The organism is uncultured Microbulbifer sp. (assembly GCF_947489355.1).
GTDB lineage: Bacteria > Pseudomonadota > Gammaproteobacteria > Pseudomonadales > Cellvibrionaceae > Microbulbifer.
In genome coordinates this window covers 25,226-49,622 of sequence record NZ_CANLDD010000030.1, presented here as the reverse complement: position 1 = coordinate 49,622, position 24,397 = coordinate 25,226, and the positions used below count along the sequence as shown (strand labels likewise).

At 54.1% G+C, this 24,397-nt stretch carries 16 protein-coding genes; 5 read left to right on the top strand and 11 right to left on the bottom strand.

From position 1 onward, the window contains the following. Positions 1 to 274 precede the first annotated feature (274 nt). From Q1A48_RS12805 to sdhC, 10 genes are all read right to left on the bottom strand, one after another. Positions 275 to 2,161, bottom strand: a complete 1,887-nt coding sequence (locus tag Q1A48_RS12805) for an Ig-like domain-containing protein (RefSeq protein ID WP_299945434.1) — start codon at positions 2,159 to 2,161, stop codon at positions 275 to 277. Positions 2,162 to 3,519: 1,358 nt separating this feature from the next. Next, positions 3,520 to 4,392 carry a succinate--CoA ligase subunit alpha gene (gene sucD / locus Q1A48_RS12800; RefSeq protein WP_299945432.1) on the bottom strand — a complete coding sequence of 291 codons (873 nt, stop codon included), beginning with the start codon at positions 4,390 to 4,392 and terminating at the stop codon, positions 3,520 to 3,522. A 2-nt stretch (positions 4,393 to 4,394) separates the two neighbouring features. Beyond that, positions 4,395 to 5,561, bottom strand: a complete 1,167-nt coding sequence (gene sucC / locus Q1A48_RS12795) for an ADP-forming succinate--CoA ligase subunit beta (protein WP_299945429.1) — start codon at positions 5,559 to 5,561, stop codon at positions 4,395 to 4,397. 163 nt (positions 5,562 to 5,724) lie between these two features. Further along, positions 5,725 to 7,167, bottom strand: a complete 1,443-nt coding sequence (lpdA, locus tag Q1A48_RS12790; protein ID WP_299945426.1) for a dihydrolipoyl dehydrogenase — start codon at positions 7,165 to 7,167, stop codon at positions 5,725 to 5,727. Positions 7,168 to 7,238: 71 nt separating this feature from the next. Next, positions 7,239 to 8,432 (bottom strand): 2-oxoglutarate dehydrogenase complex dihydrolipoyllysine-residue succinyltransferase, encoded by a 1,194-nt coding sequence (gene odhB, locus Q1A48_RS12785; RefSeq protein ID WP_299945423.1) that lies wholly within the window; start codon positions 8,430 to 8,432, stop codon positions 7,239 to 7,241. After that, positions 8,429 to 11,305 carry a 2-oxoglutarate dehydrogenase E1 component gene (locus Q1A48_RS12780; protein WP_299945436.1) on the bottom strand — a complete coding sequence of 959 codons (2,877 nt, stop codon included), beginning with the start codon at positions 11,303 to 11,305 and terminating at the stop codon, positions 8,429 to 8,431. Before Q1A48_RS12780 ends, odhB begins: the two co-directional genes overlap by 4 nt. 195 nt (positions 11,306 to 11,500) lie before the next feature. After that, positions 11,501 to 12,205, bottom strand: coding sequence for a succinate dehydrogenase iron-sulfur subunit (locus Q1A48_RS12775; RefSeq protein WP_299945420.1), 705 nt, complete (start codon positions 12,203 to 12,205; stop codon positions 11,501 to 11,503). 19 nt (positions 12,206 to 12,224) lie between these two features. After that, positions 12,225 to 13,997, bottom strand: coding sequence for a succinate dehydrogenase flavoprotein subunit (gene sdhA / locus Q1A48_RS12770; protein WP_299945417.1), 1,773 nt, complete (start codon positions 13,995 to 13,997; stop codon positions 12,225 to 12,227). Between the two features lie 3 nt (positions 13,998 to 14,000). Beyond that, positions 14,001 to 14,369, bottom strand: coding sequence for a succinate dehydrogenase, hydrophobic membrane anchor protein (gene sdhD, locus Q1A48_RS12765; protein WP_299945414.1), 369 nt, complete (start codon positions 14,367 to 14,369; stop codon positions 14,001 to 14,003). Next, on the bottom strand, positions 14,363 to 14,737 hold the full coding sequence (gene sdhC, locus Q1A48_RS12760; RefSeq protein ID WP_299945411.1) for a succinate dehydrogenase, cytochrome b556 subunit: 375 nt from the start codon (positions 14,735 to 14,737) through the stop codon (positions 14,363 to 14,365). The genes sdhD and sdhC overlap by 7 nt, the downstream gene beginning before the upstream one ends. A gap of 442 nt (positions 14,738 to 15,179) precedes the next feature. On the opposite strand from sdhC, the gene gltA reads away from it, so the two are divergent. The 5 genes from gltA to Q1A48_RS12735 all read left to right on the top strand — a co-directional run bounded on the left by gltA (position 15,180) and on the right by Q1A48_RS12735 (position 21,767). Beyond that, positions 15,180 to 16,469: a citrate synthase gene (gene gltA, locus Q1A48_RS12755; RefSeq protein ID WP_299945408.1), complete on the top strand. Its 1,290-nt coding sequence runs from the start codon at positions 15,180 to 15,182 to the stop codon at positions 16,467 to 16,469. Positions 16,470 to 16,774: 305 nt separating this feature from the next. Further along, a complete protein-coding gene (locus Q1A48_RS12750) occupies positions 16,775 to 17,311 on the top strand; it encodes a hemerythrin domain-containing protein (protein ID WP_299945405.1) in 537 nt (178 codons plus the stop codon). Positions 17,312 to 17,819: 508 nt separating this feature from the next. After that, complete coding sequence (locus Q1A48_RS12745) at positions 17,820 to 19,850, top strand: FAD-dependent oxidoreductase (RefSeq protein ID WP_299945402.1); 2,031 nt, start codon at positions 17,820 to 17,822, stop codon at positions 19,848 to 19,850. Continuing rightward, entirely contained in the window at positions 19,851 to 21,206 is a 1,356-nt protein-coding gene (locus Q1A48_RS12740) for a cytochrome c3 family protein (protein WP_299945399.1), read from the top strand. A gap of 12 nt (positions 21,207 to 21,218) precedes the next feature. Then, a complete protein-coding gene (locus Q1A48_RS12735; RefSeq protein WP_299945396.1) occupies positions 21,219 to 21,767 on the top strand; it encodes a DUF3365 domain-containing protein in 549 nt (182 codons plus the stop codon). Between the two features lie 153 nt (positions 21,768 to 21,920). On the opposite strand, the gene Q1A48_RS12730 is transcribed toward Q1A48_RS12735, so the two are convergent. After that, on the bottom strand, positions 21,921 to 24,137 hold the full coding sequence (locus Q1A48_RS12730) for a M3 family metallopeptidase (RefSeq protein ID WP_299945393.1): 2,217 nt from the start codon (positions 24,135 to 24,137) through the stop codon (positions 21,921 to 21,923). Positions 24,138 to 24,397: the final 260 nt, after the last annotated feature.

Sequence of the window (24,397 nt, the reverse complement as noted above, 5' to 3'; positions counted from 1 at the left end):
CACCAGAAGATTTAATGGATAATTACTTGGCGGCACAAGCCGCATAAATGGTATGCGCTTCAAGGTTGAATCCGCGCAATAAAATTACGTATTTGGCTGAAAAATTATACAGGACTGGATCAAGGATGATGTGGGAAATTAAGTCATAACTGACGATCCACTTCCAAGATCGCCTGGATAAATACATAAGGCCACTTGGCTGAGGCGGCGTTTAATACCGTTACTCAAGCAGCCCCTGAAGGCCGCGACAGGCAGCCCAGCAGTGGATGTAAAATTAACGCGACTTAAACAGTAGAATTCGCCCATTCCCTGAATCAGTAATAAATAGCGTATCCTTATAAGCAAAAATTCCAGTAGGTGATTTAAATGTCGAAGCATTCGGCAATTCGCCTGGATCAGCAATTCCATTCTGATTGGCATCATTCTCAATCGAACCGTAAAAATCACTTTGCCCCAAAACATAATCTGCCGGTGCAAAATTCTTTTCCGGCCAGCGATCCCAGATTAAAACTCGATTGTTATTACCATCTGCAATAAACAGTTGTACTCCATTAGACCAGATTCCAGTTGAAGGCTCACTCAAAGTCTTTTCATTTATGGGGCCGTCAGCCTCCTCGTCAGAAGAAGAATACACTTTTTTGTCAGAAAAAGACGCTTGACCTAAAACGATATCTGCGGCTGTAAAGTTATTACCCGGTAGTTTATCCCATAGCAAAATACGGTTATTACCACCATCTACAATAGCCATTTTTTCGCCGTCACTCCAAACATCTGATGGAAGCGCAAGCGTTTGTGCTGAAGGCTGAAATACGGTAGCATCTTGATTCCTATCATTGGAAAAGCAATGCTCCATAGTTGACTGCCCAACAATCAAATCTGCAGGAGTACCACTGTCTTCTGGTACGGCGCTCCATATAAATACACGGGAATTGATCTCATCGGTAGCGAAGAGCTTACCATCAGCAATAGATGCCCCCCAATAAAGATCAAACCCCGCCGCATTCCAACAATCAATATTATCCCCTCCCCTGGGCTTTATATTCAAAGCCGGAATTGCCCCTCCGTCCTCCGGTATATTATTGTAAATAGAAAGCAATCTTGGCTCAGATTGCGCTATAAGCAGCCTGCCACGATCAAAACTAATCTCAGCAGGTCTCTGTAGCAGCTGCCTGCTATCTGACAACCTTGTGGTGTCCAAATCATCCTTCCCTATGACCATATTTGCAGATGCGCCATTCACAGAGGGAATAGAGTGGAACACCAAAACTCGATTGAGGGAAGTATCCCCTACAAATAACCTGCCATCTCCATCAACTGCTACATCTCCATGAGGGTAATATGAGAAATTTTTGGCGTTAATCCCTGACGTGCTGCTAGAAAAATCATCTTGTCCAATCACAACCTTTGCAGCATCAAAATTCTCAAAATACAGAGGCACCGTAAAACGGTTTGTCAGTGTGGTAGTTGCGTTACCTGCCAAATCCTTTGCAGTAATGCTGATTGCGCGCTCTTGGCCAGATACCCAGCGCTCATCAGCCATGACAGTTAGTGTGTCATTTTCTAAATGTGTTTTTGACCATGAGATTTTATACTCATTATCCAGCAGTGAGCCAGTCAATTGAAGGCTTCCTATATCCATGGCCTCGGAGAATACCACTTGAATGCTGTCATTCTTTTCAAGGCGAATATTTTCAGGGGTGATACGCACCAAAAATGGTGCAGTATTGTCAATAGAGTAACTGGCAGATAATGCTTCCATTTTATTGCCCGCTGCATCTTCAGCATTAACGACTAAAGTCAATTCAGATAATTCTGACCAACGCTCACTCGGTTGAAAAACAAAAGTATCACCATCAACTTGAGACAGTTCTCCTAGCTTTGCCATAGATCCAGACAAAGCAACATTCTGCAGCGTCAGTGGCTCACTGAAATCCAGTTGTATCGCTGCACTCAAACCAATCTCGCTACCACTCATTGGTGTCAGGGTCACTCTCGGGGGGGATATATCACTGCCAGAACCACCAGTGACCGGAGGGGCTGTATCCCCATTCTCATCTGGCACTTCGTTGCCATCTGGGCTTCCGGAGCTCCCGCCACTACAACCAAACAACGCGAATAAAATGGATAGAAGAAGGGTTGTTCTTATTATAGATTTTTTCACGTATAGATCTCCAACTCAACAATATTTAATTATACTGAGATATTGAACAGGCAATGGTTTATGTCATCGCTCAAAAATACTCTATATGAGAAGCAAAAAAAGAAAGGAGTTAAGCTTCTCTTACAGGAAAATCAAACAGCAATCTGGCTCAAATCATCTTTGACACCTCGCAGATTTTAATAGGCTAAAAAGCATTAACACAAATGACTGAACAGTGATCTAAGAAAATTTGTAGTTTTATCTTCTGATCACCATCCAACGAAAAACCAAACTCAACGCAGCCTGTAATACAGAGGCCCCTTCATGGGCAGCAACTATTTTGTCGAGCAGCTGTCTTTATATTCAGAACAGGTACCACCACGCGTAGTACACGTTTCCAGTAGTTTTCCTTTGGCTTCTGCACAGGAATACCCCTGAGAATATATACCCCCGAACTTTATGTCCTGCATATAACAGGTCCAATTGGGGCGCTCTTCAGTAGGTGGCGGTTGAACCACCGTGACAGGCTGTTGTTCCAGTGCTGTTTGCAAGCTAACGATCAGATTCTGCAAAGTACGCAACTCTTTTCTCAGCTGAATGACCTCTTTCTTTAATTTGCGAACCTCTTCCCCACCGGCGTTACTGCCATTAGCACTGTGGAATTCTTTACGCAGCCTAATTACTTCTCTCTTTCATTGACGCAGCTCATCTGTAGCCAGGGAACTGTCATGGGTTAGCGAAGGAATGGAAAATAAAGCGAGAGAAATCAAAAGGGACAAACTACGCATAGCATCACTTCCGAACCAATTACCGATGCACCATGAAAAACCTGCAAGGAATATAGTGTAAATACCCTGAACAGAAAATGAATTGTCTCCAGTGAAATAGGCCAAAAAGCCATAATGCATCAGTGGTACAACCAATACCTATGAGATATCTATGTGGAATGCCAAAGCGGACCCCACCATCAAAACAGAGTTTGCGGCCAGTTTAAACCGTATCCCCCTTTGCACGCCCAGTTGGACAGCGCTGCGCCACAGGTAGTACATTTGTGCACTATTAGTGGATACAATAGAAAGTCAATCGAAGACGCTCTCTGAACAGATTCTGCCCATTCGTGTCCTACTCATCCGGTGAAAAGGACTGGGTATGCAGCGCTGGTATCAATACACCCGGTTTAAGGGGAATTGGGACTGCCTGGCAGTCAAGGTGATGCCATAAGATAAACTCCCATGAATACAGGAGTATGACCAACATCCGGTTACCTCTACCAGGCCCTATTCAATAAAGCGCTTATCCTCCATTTCCGATGACTTCGCAAAAAAAAGCCGCTTCGGATGAAACGGCTTTTTCACTGGTGGGGAATTGCCCGGTGGTTATTACCAGCCAGCAATTTCCTTCAGAGCGCTGCCAATATCCGCCAGGGAGCGCACGGTTTTTACACCGGCGTCTTCCAGAGCGGCGAACTTCTCATCCGCAGTGCCTTTGCCCCCGGAGATAATCGCACCGGCGTGGCCCATACGTTTGCCCGGAGGCGCGGTTACCCCGGCGATGTAGGAAACCACCGGCTTGGTGACGCTTTCCTTGATGTAAGCCGCCGCTTCCTCTTCAGCGGTCCCGCCGATTTCACCAATCATTACGATGGCTTCGGTCTGCGGGTCCTTCTGGAACATTTCCAGGATATCAATGAAGTTGGAACCGGGAATGGGGTCTCCACCGATGCCCACGCAAGTGGACTGGCCGAAACCGTAGTCGGTGGTCTGCTTCACTGCTTCATACGTCAGGGTGCCGGAACGGGAAACGATGCCTACTTTACCCGGCTTGTGAATGTGACCTGGCATAATGCCGATCTTGCACTCACCCGGAGTAATCACACCCGGACAGTTGGGGCCGATCAGGCGCACACCCAATTCATCACACTTCACTTTGGCGTCGAGCATATCCAATGTCGGGATACCTTCGGTGATACAAACGATCAGCTTGATACCGCCATTGGCCGCTTCCAGGATGGAATCCTTACAAAAGGGCGCGGGCACGTAGATAACCGAGGCCTCTGCACCGGTGGCTGCCACGGCTTCTTTCACGGTGTTGAATACCGGCAGGCCCAGGTGAGTCTGGCCGCCTTTACCCGGCGTCACACCACCCACCATTTTGGTGCCGTACGCAATCGCCTGCTCGGAGTGGAAAGTCCCCTGGGAGCCGGTGAAGCCCTGACAGATGACTTTAGTGTCTTTATTAATCAGTACTGACATGATTATTTACCCTCCGCAGCTTTAACCACTTGCTGAGCCGCATCGGTCAGGCTGGTGGCCGCGATAATGTTCAAGCCACTGTCGCTCAACACCTTGGCGCCCAGGTCTGCGTTGTTACCTTCCAGACGCACCACAACCGGCACTTTTACACCCACTTCTTTCACTGCGCCAACCACCCCTTCGGCAATCATGTCACAGCGAACGATACCGCCGAAGATATTGATCAGTACGGCTTTTACGTTCTCGTCTGAGAGGATGATTTTGAACGCTTCCACAACCCGCTCTTTGGTGGCGCCGCCGCCCACGTCGAGGAAGTTGGCCGGCTTGCCGCCGTGCAGGTTCACGATGTCCATAGTGCCCATAGCCAGGCCAGCACCGTTGACCATACAGCCGATGCTGCCATCGAGCGCTACGTAGTTCAGGTCAAACCTGGCCGCATGCGATTCGCGCGGATCTTCCTGGGAAGGATCGTGCATTTCGCGCAAGTCAGCGTGGCGGTACAGGGCGTTTCCGTCGATCACCACCTTGGCGTCCAGGCAGTGCAGGTTGCCTTCGGTGGTGATCACCAGCGGATTGATTTCCAACAGGGCCAGATCTTTTTCCTGGAACATTTTCGCAAGACCCAGGAAGATCTTGGTGAACTGCTTAACCTGGGTCGGGTTCAGGCCCAGTTTAAACGCCAGCTCACGCCCCTGGTAAGGCTGGGCGCCCACGAGTGGATCAATGGTCGCTTTCAGAATTTTTTCCGGGGTTTCTTCCGCGACTTTCTCAATTTCAACGCCGCCTTCGGTGGACGCCATAAAAACGATACGACGGGTGGAGCGATCCACAACCGCACCCAGGTAGAGTTCCTGATCGATATCGGTGCAGCTCTCAACCAGGATGCGGGTTACCGGTTGGCCATTCTCATCTGTCTGGTAAGTTACCAAACGCTCACCCAGCCATTGTTTGGCAAATTCTTCAATTTCCGCCTTGGAATCTACCAGCTTTACACCACCCGCTTTACCGCGACCCCCCGCGTGTACCTGGGCTTTAACCACCCACTTATCACCACCAATCTCGTCAGCCGCCGCTACTGCCGCTGCCGGGGTTTCCGCCGCAATGCCTTTGGAAACCGGCAATCCGTATGCCGCAAACAGTTGTTTGCCCTGATACTCATGCAAGTTCATAGTCAATACCAATTCACATCTAACATGTGTTTATGAATTGCAGATTACTCTGCACCTGAAGACAAAATTCAACCTTTACACCACTGCAAATTTTGAATTCCGCAAATGAAACCGGGGCAGCCACTTAACTTTTAATTGGCTGCCCCGCGATCGAACATTGCGCTTACTTGCGCTTTTTGCGGTTTACGGCGTGAATCGCATGGCCATTCACACCAAGGGCCGCTTCCTTCACGGTCTCGGAAAGAGTCGGGTGCGCAAATACGGTCATACCGATATCCTCGGCACTGGAACCGAATTCCATCGCAATCGCCACCTGCTGCACCAAATCTGCGGCGGACGGGCCGACAATATGGGCACCCAATACGCGATCAGTTTCCGCGTGGGCGATAATTTTTACCAGGCCCTGAGTATCATTGGCCGCCATGGCACGACCGTTGATCGCGAACGGGAAGCTACCCACGTTGTAGGGCTCGCCATCGGCCTTAACCTGCTCTTCGGTACGGCCAACCGAGGCGATTTCCGGGTGGGTGTAAATCACATTGGGGATCACGTCGTAGTTCATCATGGGCTTCTGGCCGGCGATGCGCTCGGCAACCACAACCCCTTCCTCAGAAGCCTTGTGTGCCAGCATGGGGCCGCGCACCACGTCGCCAACCGCCCAAACGCCCGGTGCGGAGGTCATGCACAGATCGTTGACATAGATAGATCCGCGCTCGTCCATCTTCACACCGGCATCTTCGGCCAGCAGGCCTTCGGTGTAGGGGCGGCGGCCCACGCAAACGATCAGTTTGTCGAAGGTTTCTCTGTGCTCCTTACCGTCTTTGTCCTGGTAGGTGACAACCACTTCCCCACCCTGCACTTCAGAACCGGTAACACGGCAGGCAAGGCGGATATCCAGGCCCTGCTTTTTGAGAATCTTTTGGGATTCTTTCGCAATCTGCTGGTCCATCACTGGCAGGAATTTGTCCAGCGCCTCCAGAACCACAACGTCGGAACCCAGGCGGCTCCAGACAGAGCCCAGCTCCAAACCAATCACGCCAGCGCCGATAACACCCAGGCGCTTGGGTGCTTCGGTGAATTCCAGGGCGCCGGTTGAATCCACGATAACCGTGTTGTCCACCGGGGCGGGCGGAATGTTCACAGGTACAGAGCCGGAAGCCAGAATCACATGTTCCGCCTCAAAGATCGCAGACTTGCCCTCATCATCAGTCACTTCCACTTTTTTGTTCGCCAGCAATTTGCCGGTGCCAAAAATGGAGGTCACTTTATTGGCCTTGAACAAGCCGGCCACACCACCGGTCAGCTTGTTGACGATCTCTTCCTTGCGCTCGATCATTTTGTTGACATCCATCTTGACCTTGCCAACCGAGATGCCGTGCACACCGAGCGTATCCTTGGCCTCGTGATATTTCCACGAGCTGTCCAGCAAAGCCTTCGATGGGATACAACCCACATTCAGGCAGGTACCACCGTTTACGTTTTTCCCTTCCCTGTCCTTCCACTTTTCGATACAGGCGGTTTTCAGACCCAGTTGAGCGGCACGGATGGCAGCGACATAACCACCGGGACCAGAGCCAATTACGATTACGTCAAATTTTTCCGACATGATCAGTTCCAGATTTTTCTAAATTCAGTGTGATCGAGGGAACCGCCGGGGCGGCCCCTGAACAAAGGCGCTCAGATTTCGAGCAGAATGCGCGCCGGATCTTCGATCATCTCTTTAATGGCCACCAGAAAGCCAACCGCTTCCTTACCGTCGATCAGGCGGTGATCGTAAGACAGTGCCAGGTACATCATCGGCAGGATTTCCACCTTACCATCGACTGCCATGGGACGCTCCTGGATTTTGTGCATACCCAGGATTGCGGTTTGCGGCGGGTTCAGGATCGGGGTGGAAAGCAGGGAGCCAAACACGCCGCCATTGGTAATGGTGAAGGTGCCCCCGGTCATCTCTTCAATGGAGAGCTTGCCGTCGCGGGCACGCGTACCCAGATCGCGGATACGGTTTTCCATATCCGCAAGGCCCAGATTCTCAGCATTGCGCAAGATCGGCACTACCAGCCCTTTTGGGGAAGATACCGCCACACCGATATCCTGGTAGCCGTGGTAGACGATATCGTTACCGTCGATAGAAGCGTTTACCGCTGGGAAGCGTTTCAGGGCCTCTACTGCAGCTTTGACGAAAAAGCCCATAAAGCCCAGGCGGGTGCCGTTATGGACTTTCTCAAACAGCGCTTTGTAGTTTTTGCGCAGGTCCATCACCGGCTGCATGTTGACTTCATTGAAGGTGGTGAGCATGGCGGTGGACTGACTCGCGTCCAGTAGGCGCTCGGCAATGCGTTTGCGCATACGGTTCATGGGTACGCGTTTCTCTACACGCTCACCCGCAGCAACTGCCACCTCAGCAGCAGCCACAGGCGCCACAGCCGCGGGTGCTGTGCCGGCCTTCATTACGTCCTCTTTGAGAATGCGCCCGCCCTTACCGGTGCCTTCCACACCGGCCAGGTCAAGGCCCTTTTCCGCTGCCATCTTCCGGGCAGAGGGCATGGTGATTTTTTCACCGGCGGCGGGCACTGCGTCTTCGGCGGCAGGCGCCTCGGCCTGCTCTTCTGCCGGAGTAGCTGCGGCGCCGGCTCCCGGCTCAAACTTGGCGATCACTTCATTGGAGAGCACGGTATCGCCCTCATCCTTGAGGATCTCGGAAAGGGCGCCGTCTGCCGGCGCAACCACTTCCAGTACCACTTTATCGGTTTCGATATCCACGATCAGTTCATCGCGGGACACGGCTTCACCGGGTTTTTTATGCCAGGTGGCAACTGTGCCGTCCTGGACGGATTCCGGGAAAGTTGGCGCTTTAATCTCGATCGTCATTTTCCTGTTTCCTGAGATTGACTCTGCTTTACTGACTGCCGTCGTTGTTTGACGGTCAGCGCCTCGTTGATGAACTTATTCTGCTCCTCCAGGTGCGTGGACATATAGCCCGCCGCAGGGGCCGCTGAGGGCGCGCGGCCCACATATTCCAGGTCCAGCTTGGGGTGCGTTTCCGCCAGCAGGCGGCGCAGATGGTGCTGGCTGTGGTACCAGGCGCCCTGGTTCATGGGCTCTTCCTGGCACCAGGCGGCACTTTTAATATTCTTGTACACGGACACCGCCTCCACGAATGCTTCGTCGGGGAAGGGGTACAGCTGTTCGATACGCACAAGGGCCACATCTTCCTGCGTGCGCTCCAGACGCGCCTCCAGCAGGTGGTAGTACACCTTGCCGGAACACAGGACCAGACGCTTGACCTTGGCCGGGTCCACGCCCTGATCCTGGATCACAGTGTGGAAACGCCCCTCCGCCAGCGCCTCCAGACTGGAAGTGGCCAGCTTGTGACGCAAAATCCACTTCGGGCTCATAATGACCAGTGGGCGGCGCATCGGGCGGATCACCTGGCGGCGCAGCAGGTGAAAGATCTGCGCAGGCGTAGTGGCATTACACACCTGGATATTGTGCTCGGCACACAGCTGCATAAAGCGCTCCAGGCGCGCTGAGGAGTGCTCCGGACCCTGGCCCTCATAACCGTGTGGCAGCATCAACACCAAGCCGCACATACGCCCCCACTTGTGCTCACCGGAAGTGATGAACTGGTCGATCACCACCTGGGCACCATTGGCGAAGTCCCCGAATTGCGCTTCCCACACCACCAGGGATTTCGGTGTAGTGGTGGAGTAGCCGTATTCAAAGGCCAGTACCGCCTCTTCCGAGAGCAGGGAGTCATAGATATAAAATGGCGGTTGGTCTTCAAACATGTGCTGCAGGGGCACATAGCACTGGCCGTCTTTCTGGCTGTGAATCACCGCATGGCGGTGAGAGAAGGTACCGCGTCCCACGTCCTCACCAGTGAAGCGGATCAGACAGCCCTGCTCCAGCAGGGTGCCGTAGGCCAAAGTCTCCGCCATGCCCCAGTTCAGCGGCAGAGCGCCGGCGGCCATTTTGCGCCGATCATCGTAAATTTTGGAGACCTGGCGCTGCATCACAATACCGTCGGGCACGGTGGTCATGCGGTTGGCCACATCCTGCAGTTTCGGCAGGGCAAAACCGGTATCCGCAGGCTCCTGCCAGTCGTGACCCAGATAGGGACTCCAATCCACAAACATGGAAGCATCCGGCTGTTTTACCAGGCCGGTGGCCACGTCTTCGCCCGCATCCAGCTTGTCGCGGTAATCATTGGCCAGCTTGTCTGCCGCCGGTTTGTCCAGAACACCCTGGCTGATCAGCTTCTCTGCAAACAGCGTACGGGTGGTCTTGTGCTTGCGAATCGCCTGATACATCAGCGGCTGGGTGCCGGAGGGATCATCGGTCTCGTTGTGGCCCCGGCGGCGGTAGCACACCAGGTCGATGACAATGTCTTTCTTGAACTCATAGCGGTAATCCACCGCCAGCAGTGTCGCCAACACCACCATTTCCGGGTCGTCGCCGTTGACGTGCAGTACCGGGGCATCAATCATCTTGGCCGGGTCAGTACAGTACTCGGTGGAGCGAGCGTCCTCGCGCTTACTGGTGGTAAAACCCACCTGATTGTTCAGCACGATATGTACCGTGCCACCGGTGTAGTAACCGCGGGTCTGGGACATCTGCAGGGTTTCCTGCACAACACCCTGACCGGCAAACGCCGCATCACCGTGGATATTGATGGGCATGACCTTCTCACCGGTGCCATCCTTGCGGCGATCCTGGCGGGCGCGCACGGAGCCGACAACCACCGGGGCACAGATTTCCAGATGCGAGGGATTGAAAGCCAGCGCCAGGTGCACTTCGCCACCGGGGGTCATCACGTTGGAGGAGAAGCCCTGGTGATACTTGACATCACCGGAAGTATCCAGGGTCTTCTTGCCTTCGAACTCCTGGAACAGGTCTGTGGGATTTTTGCCGAGAATATTCACCAGGGTGTTCAGGCGACCGCGGTGGGCCATGCCGATGACGATTTCCTTCACACCATAGGTGCCGGAGCGACGAATCAGCGCATCCATCATGGGAATCAGGCTTTCCCCGCCCTCCACGCCGAAGCGCTTGGTGCCCGGGTACTTGGAGTCCAGGTGGCGCTCAAGCCCCTCCGCTGCGGAGAGACGCTGCAGGATTTCAATGCGAATGTCGTTGCCGAAATTGGCCCTGGACTGGCTGCGCTCCAGGCGCTGCTGGAGCCACTGCTGCTCTTCGAGGTTGGACAGGTGCATAATCTCTGCACCCAGGTTACCGCAGTAGGTGTGCTCCAGATTCTCGATAATTTCCCTCAGGGTCGCCTCTTCCTTGCCGATAAAGAGGCTGCCGGTATTGAAGGTGGTGTCAAAATCCCCCTCGGTAAGACCGTGGTAATTCAGCTGCAGGTCGGGCACCTGTTCACGGGCCATCAGGCCGAGCGGGTCCAGGGTGGCCTTTTTGTGACCGCGGTGGCGGTAGGATTCGATCAATTGCAGCACTTTGATCTGCTTGCGCTCGTGCTCGATATTCACGGAACCGGAGCCGGGCGCCACAACCGGGCGCGCGCGGTGCCTGCTGAGCAGTTCAAAGTGCTGGCGCACCGCAGCGTGGGAAACATCATTGCTTCCCCCCACTCGGGGGAGGCTGTCAAAGTAATTGCGCCACTCCTCCGGCACCCCGTTGGCATCGTGCAAATAGATCTCGTACAGCGCCTCCACGTAGGCGGCATTGCCCCCGGAGATATGGGAGCTGCGCCACAGCTGCTCCATGGTACTTTCGTGCATGTTAATGCCTACCTCAGTTGCAGTGCGCTTCTCATCGCTTACGCCACTGCCTTTCCTTTCACTCACAAAAGGGGAGGCGCCTAAAGCCACCTCCCCTTTTCAATTGAATGCCGGTTTATCGGCTTGATGTCATTGGATCAGTACGTTACCCGGTCGGTCCGCAATGGGCGGACACTGGCAGGGCGACCCTGTCCCCTATACCGCACGGGTCAATAGCATGTTGCGGATATGGCCAATAGCGCGCGTGGGATTTAATCCCTTTGGGCACACATTCACACAGTTCTGAATACTGTGACAGCGGAATACGCTGAAGGGGTCGTCCAGGTTGGAAAGTCGCTCGTCGGTGGCCAGGTCGCGGCTGTCCGCCAGAAAGCGGTAGGACTGCAGCAACCCGGCCGGCCCGATAAACTTGTCGGGGTTCCACCAATAGGACGGACAGGCGGTGGAGCAGCAGGCGCACAGAATACACTCGTACAGGCCGTCGAGTTTTTCACGCTCTTGCGGGGACTGCAGACGCTCAATGGCGGGCGCCGGGGTATCATTTTGCAGATACGGCTCGATCTTTTTGTACTGTTCGTAGAACAGTTCCATATCCACCACCAAATCGCGGATCACCGGCATACCCGGTAGTGGACGCAACACCAGTTTATTTTTCGGTGCCGCTTCCGACAGGGGCGTGGTACAGGCCAGGCCGTTGCGTCCGGAGATATTCATCCCGTCGGAACCGCATACACCCTCGCGACAGGAGCGGCGAAAGGACAGGGTCGCGTCCTCGGCCTTGAGCAGCTCCAGCACGTCCAGCACCATCAGATCCTTGCCCTGGGTATCCAACTCGTAGTCCTGCATATAAGGCGCTTTGTCGGTTTCCGGGTTGTAACGGTAAATGCTTACTTTCAACATACTCTATTCCGCTCCCGAATCAGTAGGTCCGAGCTTTTGGTTCAAAGGCATCCATGGTGGTTGGGGCAAAGTTTACCGCACGCTTGCCAACCCGTTTTTCCGCCGGGAAATACAGGGAATGACACAACCAGTTCTCATCGTCACGCTCCTGGAAGTCTTCGCGTGCGTGGGCGCCACGGCTCTCGGTGCGGGCTTCGGCGGCAATCGCTGTGGCCTCGGCAACCTCGAGTAGATTCTGCAGCTCCAGCGCTTCGATACGGGCGGTATTGAAGGCGCGGCTCCTGTCGTCCAGGCGCACCGCCTCAATACGCTCGCGCAGACCCGCCAGCTTCTTCACACCTTCCGCCATAAAGTCGCCGCGGCGGAATACACCGAAATGGTTCTGCATCACACCCTGCAGTTCTTTGCGCAGATCGGAGGCCTTTTCACCGGTCTCACTGATCTCCAGGCGGTTCAGGCGTGCCATGGCGGCTTCGATATCGGACTCGGAGGCTTCGCGGTGCTCAATCCCCTCGCGCAGGGCCTTCTCGATAAACAGGCCGGAAGCGCGGCCAAAGACCACCAGGTCCAGCAGGGAGTTGCCGCCGAGGCGATTGGCACCGTGTACCGAGACACAGGCCACCTCACCACAAGCGTAGAAGCCGTCGATGATATGGTCATTGCCGGCCGCATCCTGGGTAAGGGCCTGGCCGTGCACATTGGTGGGGATACCGCCCATCATATAGTGACAGGTGGGTGCCACGGGTATCGGTGCCTTCACCGGATCCACATGGGCAAACGTCTTGGACAGCTCGCAGATACCCGGCAGACGGCTGTTGAGCAATTCTTCTCCCAGGTGGTCGATTTTCAGCAATACGTGGTCGCCCTCGGGGCCACAACCGCGGCCATCGAGCGTTTCAAGCACCATGGAGCGGGCCACGACATCGCGACCGGCGAGATCTTTGGCATTGGGCGCGTAGCGCTCCATAAAGCGCTCGCCGTCCTTGTTGATCAGGTAGCCGCCCTCACCGCGACAGCCTTCGGTCACCAGTACGCCGGCACCATAGATACCGGTGGGGTGAAACTGCCACATCTCAATATCCTGCACCGGCATACCCGCACGCAGGGCCATCCCCACACCGTCACCGGTATTGATATGGGCATTGGTGGTGGAGGCGTAGATTCGACCGGCGCCACCGGTGGCGAACACTGTCGCCCTGGACTTGATAAAGACGATCTCGCCATCTTCGATACATAAAGCGATCACACCGACAACAGCCCCGTCCTGGTTCTTCACCAGGTCAATGGCAAACCATTCATTCAGGAACTCGGTATTGTGCCTGATATTGTTCTGGTAAAGGGTGTGCAGCAGAGCGTGCCCGGTGCGGTCTGCCGCCGCACAAGTGCGTGCAGCCTGGCCCCCGCGGCCGTAGTCTTTTGACTGGCCGCCGAACGGGCGCTGGTAGATACGGCCCACCTCGGTACGGGAGAAAGGAAGGCCCATATGCTCCAGCTCGAACACCGCCTCGGGACCCACTGAACACATATATTCGATAGCGTCCTGATCACCGATGTAATCAGATCCCTTTACCGTGTCGTACATATGCCAGCGCCAATCATCATTCGGGTCGGCACTGGCAATCGCGCAGGTGATACCGCCCTGGGCGGACACCGTGTGTGAACGGGTCGGGAAGACCTTGGTGATGACAGCGGTTTTGTAGCCAGAGCGGGCCATCTGCAGTGCCGCGCGCATGCCGGCTCCGCCGCCGCCAATTACAACCCCGTCAAAGGAAATAGTACGCATGTTCGCCATCGTTTATACACCCCAGAGAATTTCGATGCCCCACACCGTGTACAACACGGCAATTGCAGCCAGAGCCGTTTCCACAAACAGGCGCAGCGCCGTGGCTTTGCCCCCCATCACCCGATTAGTGATGTAATCGGTGACAACAGACCAGAGGCCGATCCAGGCGTGAATAATGACGGACAGCAGGGCCACCAGACTGAACACACGCATCCAGCGCTGGGCGAACAACTCCGACCAGGCCTGGTAGCCAAAATCTTTTGCGAGGAAAATAAAGCCCACAATGAAGAGGAGATACGCGATCAACACCACCGCGGTAACGCGCTGGTACAACCAGTCGAAAGTGCCGCTACGGCCAAAGCTTGTTACTGTTCTTACCACAACCATACCCCCGCCAGTAGAATAAGAATGACGCTTAGCACCAGCACCGTGACAGCGCTGCGGCGGCCACCTTCCAGGCTCTCACCGATGCCCAAATCCATCAACAGGTGACGCACACCGGCCAACAGATGGTAAATAAGGGCGGCCAGGGAAGCCCACAACACGACCTTGGCAGGTATGCTGTTGAATACGGCCGCCACATCGGCGAAACCCTGCGCCGATTTCAGGCTGACATCGAGCAAATAGAGCAACAGCGCGACGACCGCAAAGAGCACAACGCCGGAAATGCGGTGCAAAATCGAAGCCAAAGCAGCAGCGGGAAGCTGAATAGTGGAAAGATCTAGATTGACAGGTCTGTTTTTGTTCACAGGAAAAACACCTTGTTGCCCTGAACGACCGGGCGCCCGTTAGCTTTTCAATGGAGGGGCGAGCTGCTTGCTGATCACTTCGCACTCGACCCGGGTGAGTCTTATACAAAAGTAGCCGTACCGTGGCGCAAGCCGCGCGGATTATAGGCACTCGATAGTCAAAACACAACGAATGCCCTGAAACAGGCCCGCTTTGGGGGTCCCTGCAAATAGCCCCCTGGGACCACAGGATTTCCGTAGACTTTTATGCCTCCCTTCAGATAAAAGCTCCAGGGAGCCCGCCCTGTTACCGGATATCCTGCCGCAGCCAGACTGGCCGTCCACCCCTTTTGGTTTGACAATTTACGGTCCGGCACTTAAGTTTGGCCCCGCTCAAAAGGCTGCCAACCCAAGAGAACTCTGGGGAAGGGCCGCCAAAAGAACAGTTTTTTAGGAGTCCGCAATGTCCGATAAGAAAGCGCTACTCACGGTTGATGGTATTGACGGCGCTATTGAGATGCCCGTTCTCTCCGGTACCCTCGGCCCCGAGGTGGTCGATGTCAGCCGCCTGACCGGCAAGGGCTTGTTTACCTATGACCCGGGCTTCGTATCCACCGCTGCTTGCGAATCCAAAATCACGTTTATCGATGGCGCCAAAGGCCAGCTCTTACACCGCGGCTACCCTATTGAGCAACTGGCACAGCAGTCCGATTATCTGGAAACCTGCTACCTGCTGATGAATGGGGAGTTGCCCAGCGCCAAACAGAAAAAGGAATATGTTGACACCATCCTGTCACACACCATGGTGCATGAATCCCTGGTGAGTTTCTTTAAGGGTTTCCGCTACGATGCCCACCCCATGGCCATGATGTGCGGTGTGGTCGGCGCCCTCGCCTCCTTCTATCATGACTCCCTGGACATCAACAATCCGGAACACCGCGAAATTTCCGCACACCGCCTGATCGCGAAAATGCCGACCCTGGCCGCCATGTGCTACAAGCACTCCACCGGCCAGCCCTTTATGTACCCGGACAACAGCCGCAGCTACTCCGAAAACTTTCTGCACATGATGTTTGGCAACCCCTGTGAGTCCAGCAGGATTGACCCGATTGTGGCCAAGGCGATGGATATCATCTTCCTGTTGCATGCAGACCACGAGCAGAACGCCTCTACCTCTACCGTTCGCCTGGCCGGTTCCTCCGGCGCCAACCCATTTGCGTGCATTTCCTCCGGCATTGCCGCTCTGTGGGGGCCCGCGCACGGTGGAGCCAACGAAGCGGTACTGAATATGCTGCAGGAGATCGGTGATGAAAGCCGTATCGATGAGTTTGTGAAGCGCGCCAAAGACAAGAACGACCCCTTCCGCCTGATGGGCTTCGGCCATCGCGTCTATAAAAACTTCGACCCGCGCTCCCGCGTCATGCAGGGTATCTGTGACGAGGTTTTCGGTGCTATGGGTGTCGAGCATGACCCATTGCTGAAGATCGCCAGGAAACTCGAGAAGATCGCCCTTGAAGACGACTACTTTGTGGAAAAGAAACTCTACCCGAACGTGGATTTCTACTCCGGCATTATTATGAAAGCCATCGGCATCCCCACCGATATGTTCACCGTTATTTTTGCCACCGGCCGCACTGCAGGCTGGATTGCCCACTGGAATGAAATGATCTCCAACCCCTACAAGATTGGCCGCCCTCGCCAGCTTTACACCGGCCACACCCAGCGCGACTATACCCCCCTGGATCAGCGCTAGACAAATCAAGAATAAGCCCGGCAGTGCCGGGTTTATTCTTTTTCATCAACCGTAAACACAGGGGCTTTATCAATCTTTTGAGAATGCAATAAGCTCCTGCCCCGGAGTTGTGATACACCTCTCATCTTTCGTATCCCATCTGAATCAGGTCTCTATTCGGCATCAAAGCGCCTGTCATCCAATGTAAAATCCGCCACTCCCGGCCAGGGCGAAACAGTGCCGACCCCACTGGGCACTCCCCACATCCGCGGAACAACACACTCGCACAACGCACCAATCCATAATCTCTATCAAGGGTATGACACATGCTTAGCTTTCTTTCCGGTATGTTCCGAAGTGACAAGTCGAGAGACAGCGCAGATCTCGAAGAGAGATACACCCGCAGCGCCTACACCAGCGCCAAGGGGAGCCGGACCATCTCCTACGACCCCACACTCATCAAGGCCCTGGAAGACGACCATCGGAAACTGGTCGGCATTTTCCAGCGCATCTGGTCAGAGGGGTATGAGCAGCAAAATTATCGCCAGCTGTCCCAGCTACTTACCCAGTTCAAATCCACCTTCCAGGCCCACCTGATCAAGGAAAACGTGCGCTTTTATGTTTACCTGGAGCAGACGCTCGCCGGCGATACCCACACCCTACAGGTGGTGAAGGATTTCCGCTCCGATATGAACGAAATCGCCAATACGGTTGTACAGTTCTGCAAGCAGTACAACCACGAAGCTTTTACCCCGGAAATGGTTCGAGATTTTAAAATAGACTATCAGAAAGTTGGGGAGGCACTAACCCGCCGCACGGCCCTGGAGGAAAAGGAGCTCTACGTTCTTTACCAGCCATCCTGAGGATTATTCGTGAAAATATCCGGGGGTAAGCCGTGACTGACCTACTTTTGTAATCAGGCAAGACCCGGCCGCTACGCAACACTGTGTAATGCAGGGCCCGACCGCTAAAAGCTTGTGCAGCCGTCAGGGATGGGGCCGCATGACTTCAGCCCCTTTGCCACCACCCCGCGAAACCCATTCACAAACGCTCAAAAACTGACCGAAAGCTTCACTTTACAAAATAAATCGATTAACACCTCATTGGACATTTCCCCCTTTCCACCTCCAAAAGTATGCGGTGACAACCAGATAGCGTCACCTACCGCACCAAACTCCCTAAACAGCCTTTTCTTCATCGCCCTCATTCAACACTAGACGTTTATTTAATTTTGTTTAAATATAGAGGAATTAGAGTTTAAAAAAAAATCTTCCTGTGGGATGTGGATCTAATTGGTGTTCAAAGGTTTGTGGTTTAAAAAAAGAATAACAGTCGGACCCGTGGCGAAAGCTGAAGGACTTGGGGGGATGTATGACTGAACTAGACAGTTCACCTGTTCAGCAATACTCACCAGATAACACGTACACAAGCAATAACAGCTATCCAATTTACGTTATTGTGGGCACAGGGCCGGTTGGTGTCCGCTGTGCGCAAAAACTGTTGGAGTTTTGTGATGAGGCGCAAGTTGTTATCTATGGGGCCGAGACGGAATCGCCCTATAACCGGGTAAAACTTTCACAGTACCTGTCCCGCCATGTGGAACTGGCGGAGCTGGACAACCCCATTCTTGGCAGGCGTGACCACAGGCTGGCCGAATATATCGACCGAAAAATCCTCTCCATTGACCGCACTCAAAAAACTGTGACCGACGCTGCGGGAAATACACAGCCTTACACCAAATTGATTCTGGCTACCGGCTCCAATCCGGCCATTCCCCAGATTGCCGGCACCGATCTTCCCACTGTCTACCCCTTTCGCAGCCTGCGTAATACCAATGATTTGGTCAGCCTGCGTGATCGGCACGCCGATATTTGCGTCATAGGCGCCGGTGCATTGGGACTTGAAGCCGCAACCGCGTTAAAAACCCCAAAGAACACGGTCACTTTGCAGTCGCGGGGGTATTTGCTCAGTGGCCTGCTTGGCGAAGAGGGCGAAGCATTCCTGAAGTCCTCGCTCTCTGCGCTCGGTGTAAATCTCAAAATGGGCGATTCGCTGCAAGCGATCGAAGCGGATGGCAAAAAGTCCAGGCTGCGATTTGCCAGTGGCAAAACCCTGAGTGTAGATGCCATAGTGTTGTGTACCGGGATTCAGCCTGAAGTCACGCTCGCGCGACAGAGCGGATTGGATACACAACGCGGCATTGTTGTCAATAAATGGATGCAAACTTCCGACCCCGACATCTATGCCGTGGGCGAATGTGCCGAATTTGATCAAAAAATTTACCAATTGGTACGCCCCGGTTATGAGCAGGTGGAGAGTTGCTGCTCCCATATTCGTCGCAATCACGGCGGAGCATTGTTACAGCGCCCCTATACCGGGAGCTATACCGACATCCAGCTCAAGATCGCCCACATCCCCTGTGCCATTATCGGCGACGTTGCTGTAGACAATATCGAGTACCAGCACAACTTACAAAGAGACGCTTACCGCAATCGTTTCAAAGGAGTGTATCGCCAACTGTTTGTCAAAAATGGACGTATTCTCGGCGCAGTCTATATCGGCAGCTGGGATGAGGCCAACGACCTGCGCCAGGCTGTAGCACAGCAGGAAAAAGTCAACCAGCGCACTCTTAAGAACTTCGCAAACACAGGCCGTCTGTTTGGAAAACAGACGGCCACCAGTATCAAGCACTTCCCCGATAGCTACCTGGTCTGCCAGTGCAACTCAGTCAGTAAAGGGGACCTGTGCAAAACCATATCCGAGGGCAAGCGCTCCCTGAATGAATTGCAGCAGGCCACAACCGCCGGCTCCGTATGCGGCAGCTGCCGCCCGCTGATGGCAGAGTTACTGGATACTCCTGCCCCCAATCTGGTGATGCGTCACGCCAGGGGGATACTAATCACATCCGCATTGTCCCTGCTCCTTATTGCGTTGGCATTTTTGATGCCGGCTGCACCGGTTCCCGATACGGTACAAACAGCCTTTTCCTGGCAGAAACTCTGGTACGACAATTTCTGGAAGCAGGTTACCGGCTACACCATTCTTGTTCTGTGCCTGCTGACAGCAGCGCTCAGCGTACGAAAACGCTGGAAGAAATTCACTCTTGGCCATATGGATCACTGGCGCTATGCGCACAGTGTGATTGGTCTGATATCTCTTCTTGCCCTTGTGGTTCACACGGGGTTCCGCTTGGGAGAAAGCCTGAACCTGGCACTGATGCTTGTTTTTCTCACCGCGACCGCAACCGGTTCGCTTGTCGGTGTGTTTATGGCACGCAACCACCACTGGACAGACCTGAAACTACGCGAGCACCGCAAATGGTGGTCTCGTGTCCACTATGCCCTGCTGTGGGCACTGCCGGTACTGCTCTCCTATCATATTCTTGCGGTTTATTATTTTTAAATGAAATCCTATCAATTTAAATTCTGGCATTATGGCTTGCTGCTAACCTTGGCCGTGGGTTCGTTGGCTGCGTATAACCTGGAAGTTGCCGACAAATCCCTGTTTATCACCGGGGAAATGAGCCACGGGCACCACCAGATAGAGCTGGACTGCATGTCGTGCCATACCGATGGCTTTGCGGGCGAGGAGGCCATGCAACAGTCGTGTCTGAATTGCCATGCCGAGGAACTGGAACTGGCCGATGATTCCCACCCGCGAAAAAAATTTCTCGATCCGAGAAATGCGCAGCTACTGGAGACACTCGATGCGCGCCAGTGCATCAGCTGCCACACCGAGCACAAACCGGAAATTACCCGCGAGATGGGCGTCAGCCTGGCTGGGGACTTCTGCTTTCATTGCCACAGCGATATTGCACAGGAACGCAATAGCCATAAAGAATTCGGTTTCGAAACCTGTGCCAGTTCCGGCTGCCATAACTATCACGACAACGGTACGCTCTACGAGGACTTCCTGATTGCCCATGAAGGGCAGCCGGATTTGTTGGAGGATGCCCATTTGCCCGCCCGAACCGCGATGCAGATGTGGCTGCAGGAACACCCGCACAAACAACCACTGCAACCGGAACAAGCTGACCTGGATCTGAAAAGCGGCTCAAGTGCGGATATCCGCGCGGCCTGGGCGCAAAGTGCGCACGCCAGATCCACGGTCAACTGCAGTCACTGCCACACCGACAACAAACAGCAATTCAGCAGCCTTGACGTGGTGGAGCAGTGTGCAAGCTGTCACAGCGAACAGAGGGAATCCTTTATCCAGGGCAAACACGGGATGCGCCTGTCCTCCAAACTTTCACACGGGCTTGTTGAGCGCACCGGGGCCATGTCACCACTACAGGCAAGAATCCCCATGCAGGCGGATGCCTCGGGGGAATTGAACTGCATCAGCTGCCACGACGCCCATTCAGTCAATGTGCACTATGCCGCAGTGGAAGCCTGCCTTGGCTGTCACAGTGACGAGCACAGTCTGGCCTACAGGGACTCCCCCCATTTCAGTACCTGGGAAAACAATCCTGAAAATGGTGTCAGTTGCGCCAGCTGCCACCTTCCACGGGAGCCCCGTGACGGTCAAATCATGGTCAACCACAACCAGAACCACAACCTCCGTCCCAATGAAAAAATGCTGCCCGTCTGCCTGAACTGCCACGGGGCGGAGTTTGCCCTGGCCGCCCTGGCTGATAAAAAGTTGATCACACAGAATTTCAAGCATAAGCCCGCGGAGAAGCACCGGACCTTTGATCTGATTCGCGACCGTATTGCGAGAATGTCCAACAGCAAAAACCAGAAAACCAAATCCCAATAGGAGGGGAACACTATGCGTATTGCCGCTTGTTTTGTCGCCGGTCTGGCCCTGCTCACTGGCTGTGAAAAGAACCAGGGAATTGCGCCCGAGCGAATGGCGGATGCCATCTTTGCCGTCATCGAAGCAGACAGGGCCAACTACACCAATCAGGTCGTGAACCGTTTGCAAAATGAAGAAAAAGTCCTCGAGGCCGATGAGCACTGGCAGGATAAGAAGCTGCTGCCTTTACCCGCGCAAATGATGCGTATGGGGGCGGAGCGTGTAGCGGAAAAAAACTCCGGCTTCAACTACGCCCTCCTATCCCTGTGGCCGGTCAACAAACAAAACAAACCACGCACCGAATTGGAGAAAAACGGGCTACAGTATGTGATCGATAATCCCGGTAAAAATTTCTACGGGCGCGAGAAGCTGGGGGGCACCGAATACTTCACTGCAGTTTACGCCGACGTGGGTGTTTCCCCGGCCTGTATCAGCTGCCACAATGATCATGTGGACAGCCCGCGCAATGACTTTGAACTGGGGCAGACCATGGGCGGTGTTGTGATCCGTATCCCACTGTAAACGCCCGCCTTGCAAAACTGCACCGGGGGTCTCAGCTCGTCTACTTGCCCCTGAGACACAAACAGCACGATTACACCGCTGAACCAGAGGCCGCCACAAAAAAAAGCCGCAACAGTAAAGGCGGCTTTTTTTGTGGCTGTATAAATCAGTCCATCATCTTTTGGCCGCTGCAGCGCCGTCTTTCTTCTCGGGTGCCGGAAAGCCACGATCGCGCATCAACGCTTCAATGCGGGCATCGCGACCACGGAAAGCGCGGTAGGCTTGGGCCGGGTCCATGGCATTGCGCGGCGCGAACAGGTGCTTCACCAGTCTGCCAGCCACCTCCTTGTCATAGAAGCCGCCTTCGGATTCGGCGAATGCCTCGGAGGCATCAGAAGTCAGGACATCGGCCCACATATAGCCGTAATAGCCCGCGGAGTAGCCTTCACCGGAAAAGATATGGCCAAAATGCGGCGTGCGGTGACGCATAACCAGCTCTTGCGGCATCCCCAGCTCTGCCAGTGTTTCGCGTTCGAACCTATCCGGATCCAAACCTTCTGGATCGGCCGTATGCAGCCTCATATCCATTAATGCGGACGCCAGGTACTCCGTTGTGGCAAAGCCCTGGTTGAACTTGGACGCCTTTTTGATCTTGGCAACAAGATCCTCAGGAATCGGCTCGCCGGTTTTATAGTGCACCAGATAGTTGTCGATCACCGCATCGGTAGAAAGCCAGCGCTCCAGTAACTGCGATTGGAACTCGGTATAGTCACGCACGCCGCTGTTCAGGGTCGGGTATGTCACATTGGAGGCGAGAAAGTGTAGTGCGTGGCCAAACTCGTGGAAGAAAGTTTCCGCATCGTCCCAGCTCACCAGTACCGGCTCGCCGGCTGACCCCTTGATAAAATTGGAGTTGTTGGAAGACAGCACGGTCTTTTTGCCGTCGAAGGTGGAGTGATCGCGGTACATAGTGGCCCAGGCACCGGAGCGTTTTCCGGTGCGGGCAAACGGGTCCAGATACCAGAGCCCGATATGCTCACCACTGGTCCTGTCAGTAACTTCCCAGACTTTTACGTCTTCGTGAAAGACCGGAACGGTACCCGCTTTCACCGGGGTAAATTCGAAGTTGAACAGCTCACCGGCCACGTAAAACATGGCTTCGCGCAGCTTGTCCAATTGAAGATACTGTTTCACTTCGTCGGAATTCAGATCGTATTTGGCTTTGCGAACTTTTTCCGAATAGTAACGGTAATCCCAGGGCTCAATGGTAATGCCGGCTTTCTCGGCATCCGCAACCGCCTGCATATCCGCCACTTCCTCCTCCACGCGGGCTACCGCCGCCGGCCACACGGCTTCCATCAGTGTCAAAGCCCGCTCGGGGGATTTGGCCATACGATCCTGCAAACGCCACTGGGCATAATTGTCAAAGCCCAGCAGGCTGACACGCTCATCACGCAGCTTAAGGATTTCGGCAATGATGGCATTATTGTCATGTGTGTCGCCGTTATCACCGCGGCTGTAATAGTTGCTCCATACCTGCTTGCGCAGGGCGCGGTTATCGGAATAAGTCAGGAAGGGGTCCATGGAAGAGCGGGTATTAGTGATCGCGTATTTACCCTTCTCGCCCTTTTCCTTCGCCAGAGCAGCCGCTGCAGCAATATAGGAGTCGGGCAACCCGGCAAGTTGACCCTTATTCAGGAAAATATCGTAGCCTTCCTCATCCGCCAATACATTGTTGGCAAACTTGGTATACAGCTCCGCCAGGCGCTGGTTGATCTCGGCGTAGCGCTCTTTTGCTGGACCTTTCAGGGTCGCGCCATTGATTGCAAACTGGGTGTAGATCAACTCGACAACACGTTTCTGTTCAGCGTCCAGATCCATGGATTCGCGCTGGTCATAAATCGCCTTAACTCGCTTGAACAGTTGCGCATTCTGGGTGATCTTGGATTCGAACTCAGCCAACTGGGGAGCCAATTCCTGTTGGATCTTGCGGAATTCCGGGGAGGACAAGTTGCCACTCCAGATACCATAGTAGGAAAACACACGCCCCAACTCGGCACCGCCGCGCTCCAGCGGCACAATGGTATTGGCGAAGGTCGGCTCAGCCGGGTCAGCAGTAATTGCATCAATCTCTGCCAGGTTCAGCTCAATCCCCTTCTCGATCGCAGGTTTGAGATCTTCAAGGCGCATCTTGTCAAACGCGGGCACCCCACCGTAAGGACCCGTCCACTCCGCCAATAGGATATTGCCGGCTTGTTGGGCGCTTGCAGCCGAAGATTGTTCCGCTTTCACAGTATCTTTAGCAACCTCACCCTGTTTTGCCTTTTGATCACAGCCCCCCAGGGTCGCCAGACCCACGGCTGCGGATAGTACAATCAGTGCCTGACGCATTTGCTACCCCCTTTATTTGGTACCTTGTCATAGTTTTAGGGGCCAGAGTTTAACCCCAGTTGGCCTGTTCCGGCCAATGTTATCGTCTTCGCCTGCCGGGACTGCGATTAATAGAGGATTCCACGCGACAGTTCCCTTTTAATTAGCCGCTTCGTATAGGGTATTTTTTTATTTAACATCACTTTGGTATCGACTTTTTAAGTGTATTCTTTATAAATAGGATTAATAATGCCCCCTTGCCTACCCCTCGATAACACCGA

Bases quoted from the DNA above. Each gene is read 5' to 3' on its own strand.
- sucD (WP_299945432.1), bottom strand. From the start codon at position 4,392: ATGTCAGTACTGATTAATAAAGACACTAAAGTCATCTGTCAGGGCTTC.
- sucC (WP_299945429.1), bottom strand. From the start codon at position 5,561: ATGAACTTGCATGAGTATCAGGGCAAACAACTGTTTGCGGCATACGGA.
- lpdA (WP_299945426.1), bottom strand. From the start codon at position 7,167: ATGTCGGAAAAATTTGACGTAATCGTAATTGGCTCTGGTCCCGGTGGT.
- odhB (WP_299945423.1), bottom strand. From the start codon at position 8,432: ATGACGATCGAGATTAAAGCGCCAACTTTCCCGGAATCCGTCCAGGAC.
- Q1A48_RS12780 (WP_299945436.1), bottom strand. From the start codon at position 11,305: ATGCACGAAAGTACCATGGAGCAGCTGTGGCGCAGCTCCCATATCTCC.
- Q1A48_RS12775 (WP_299945420.1), bottom strand. From the start codon at position 12,205: ATGTTGAAAGTAAGCATTTACCGTTACAACCCGGAAACCGACAAAGCG.
- sdhA (WP_299945417.1), bottom strand. From the start codon at position 13,997: ATGGCGAACATGCGTACTATTTCCTTTGACGGGGTTGTAATTGGCGGC.
- gltA (WP_299945408.1), top strand. From the start codon at position 15,180: ATGTCCGATAAGAAAGCGCTACTCACGGTTGATGGTATTGACGGCGCT.
- Q1A48_RS12750 (WP_299945405.1), top strand. From the start codon at position 16,775: ATGCTTAGCTTTCTTTCCGGTATGTTCCGAAGTGACAAGTCGAGAGAC.
- Q1A48_RS12745 (WP_299945402.1), top strand. From the start codon at position 17,820: ATGACTGAACTAGACAGTTCACCTGTTCAGCAATACTCACCAGATAAC.
- Q1A48_RS12740 (WP_299945399.1), top strand. From the start codon at position 19,851: ATGAAATCCTATCAATTTAAATTCTGGCATTATGGCTTGCTGCTAACC.
- Q1A48_RS12735 (WP_299945396.1), top strand. From the start codon at position 21,219: ATGCGTATTGCCGCTTGTTTTGTCGCCGGTCTGGCCCTGCTCACTGGC.
- Q1A48_RS12730 (WP_299945393.1), bottom strand. From the start codon at position 24,137: ATGCGTCAGGCACTGATTGTACTATCCGCAGCCGTGGGTCTGGCGACC.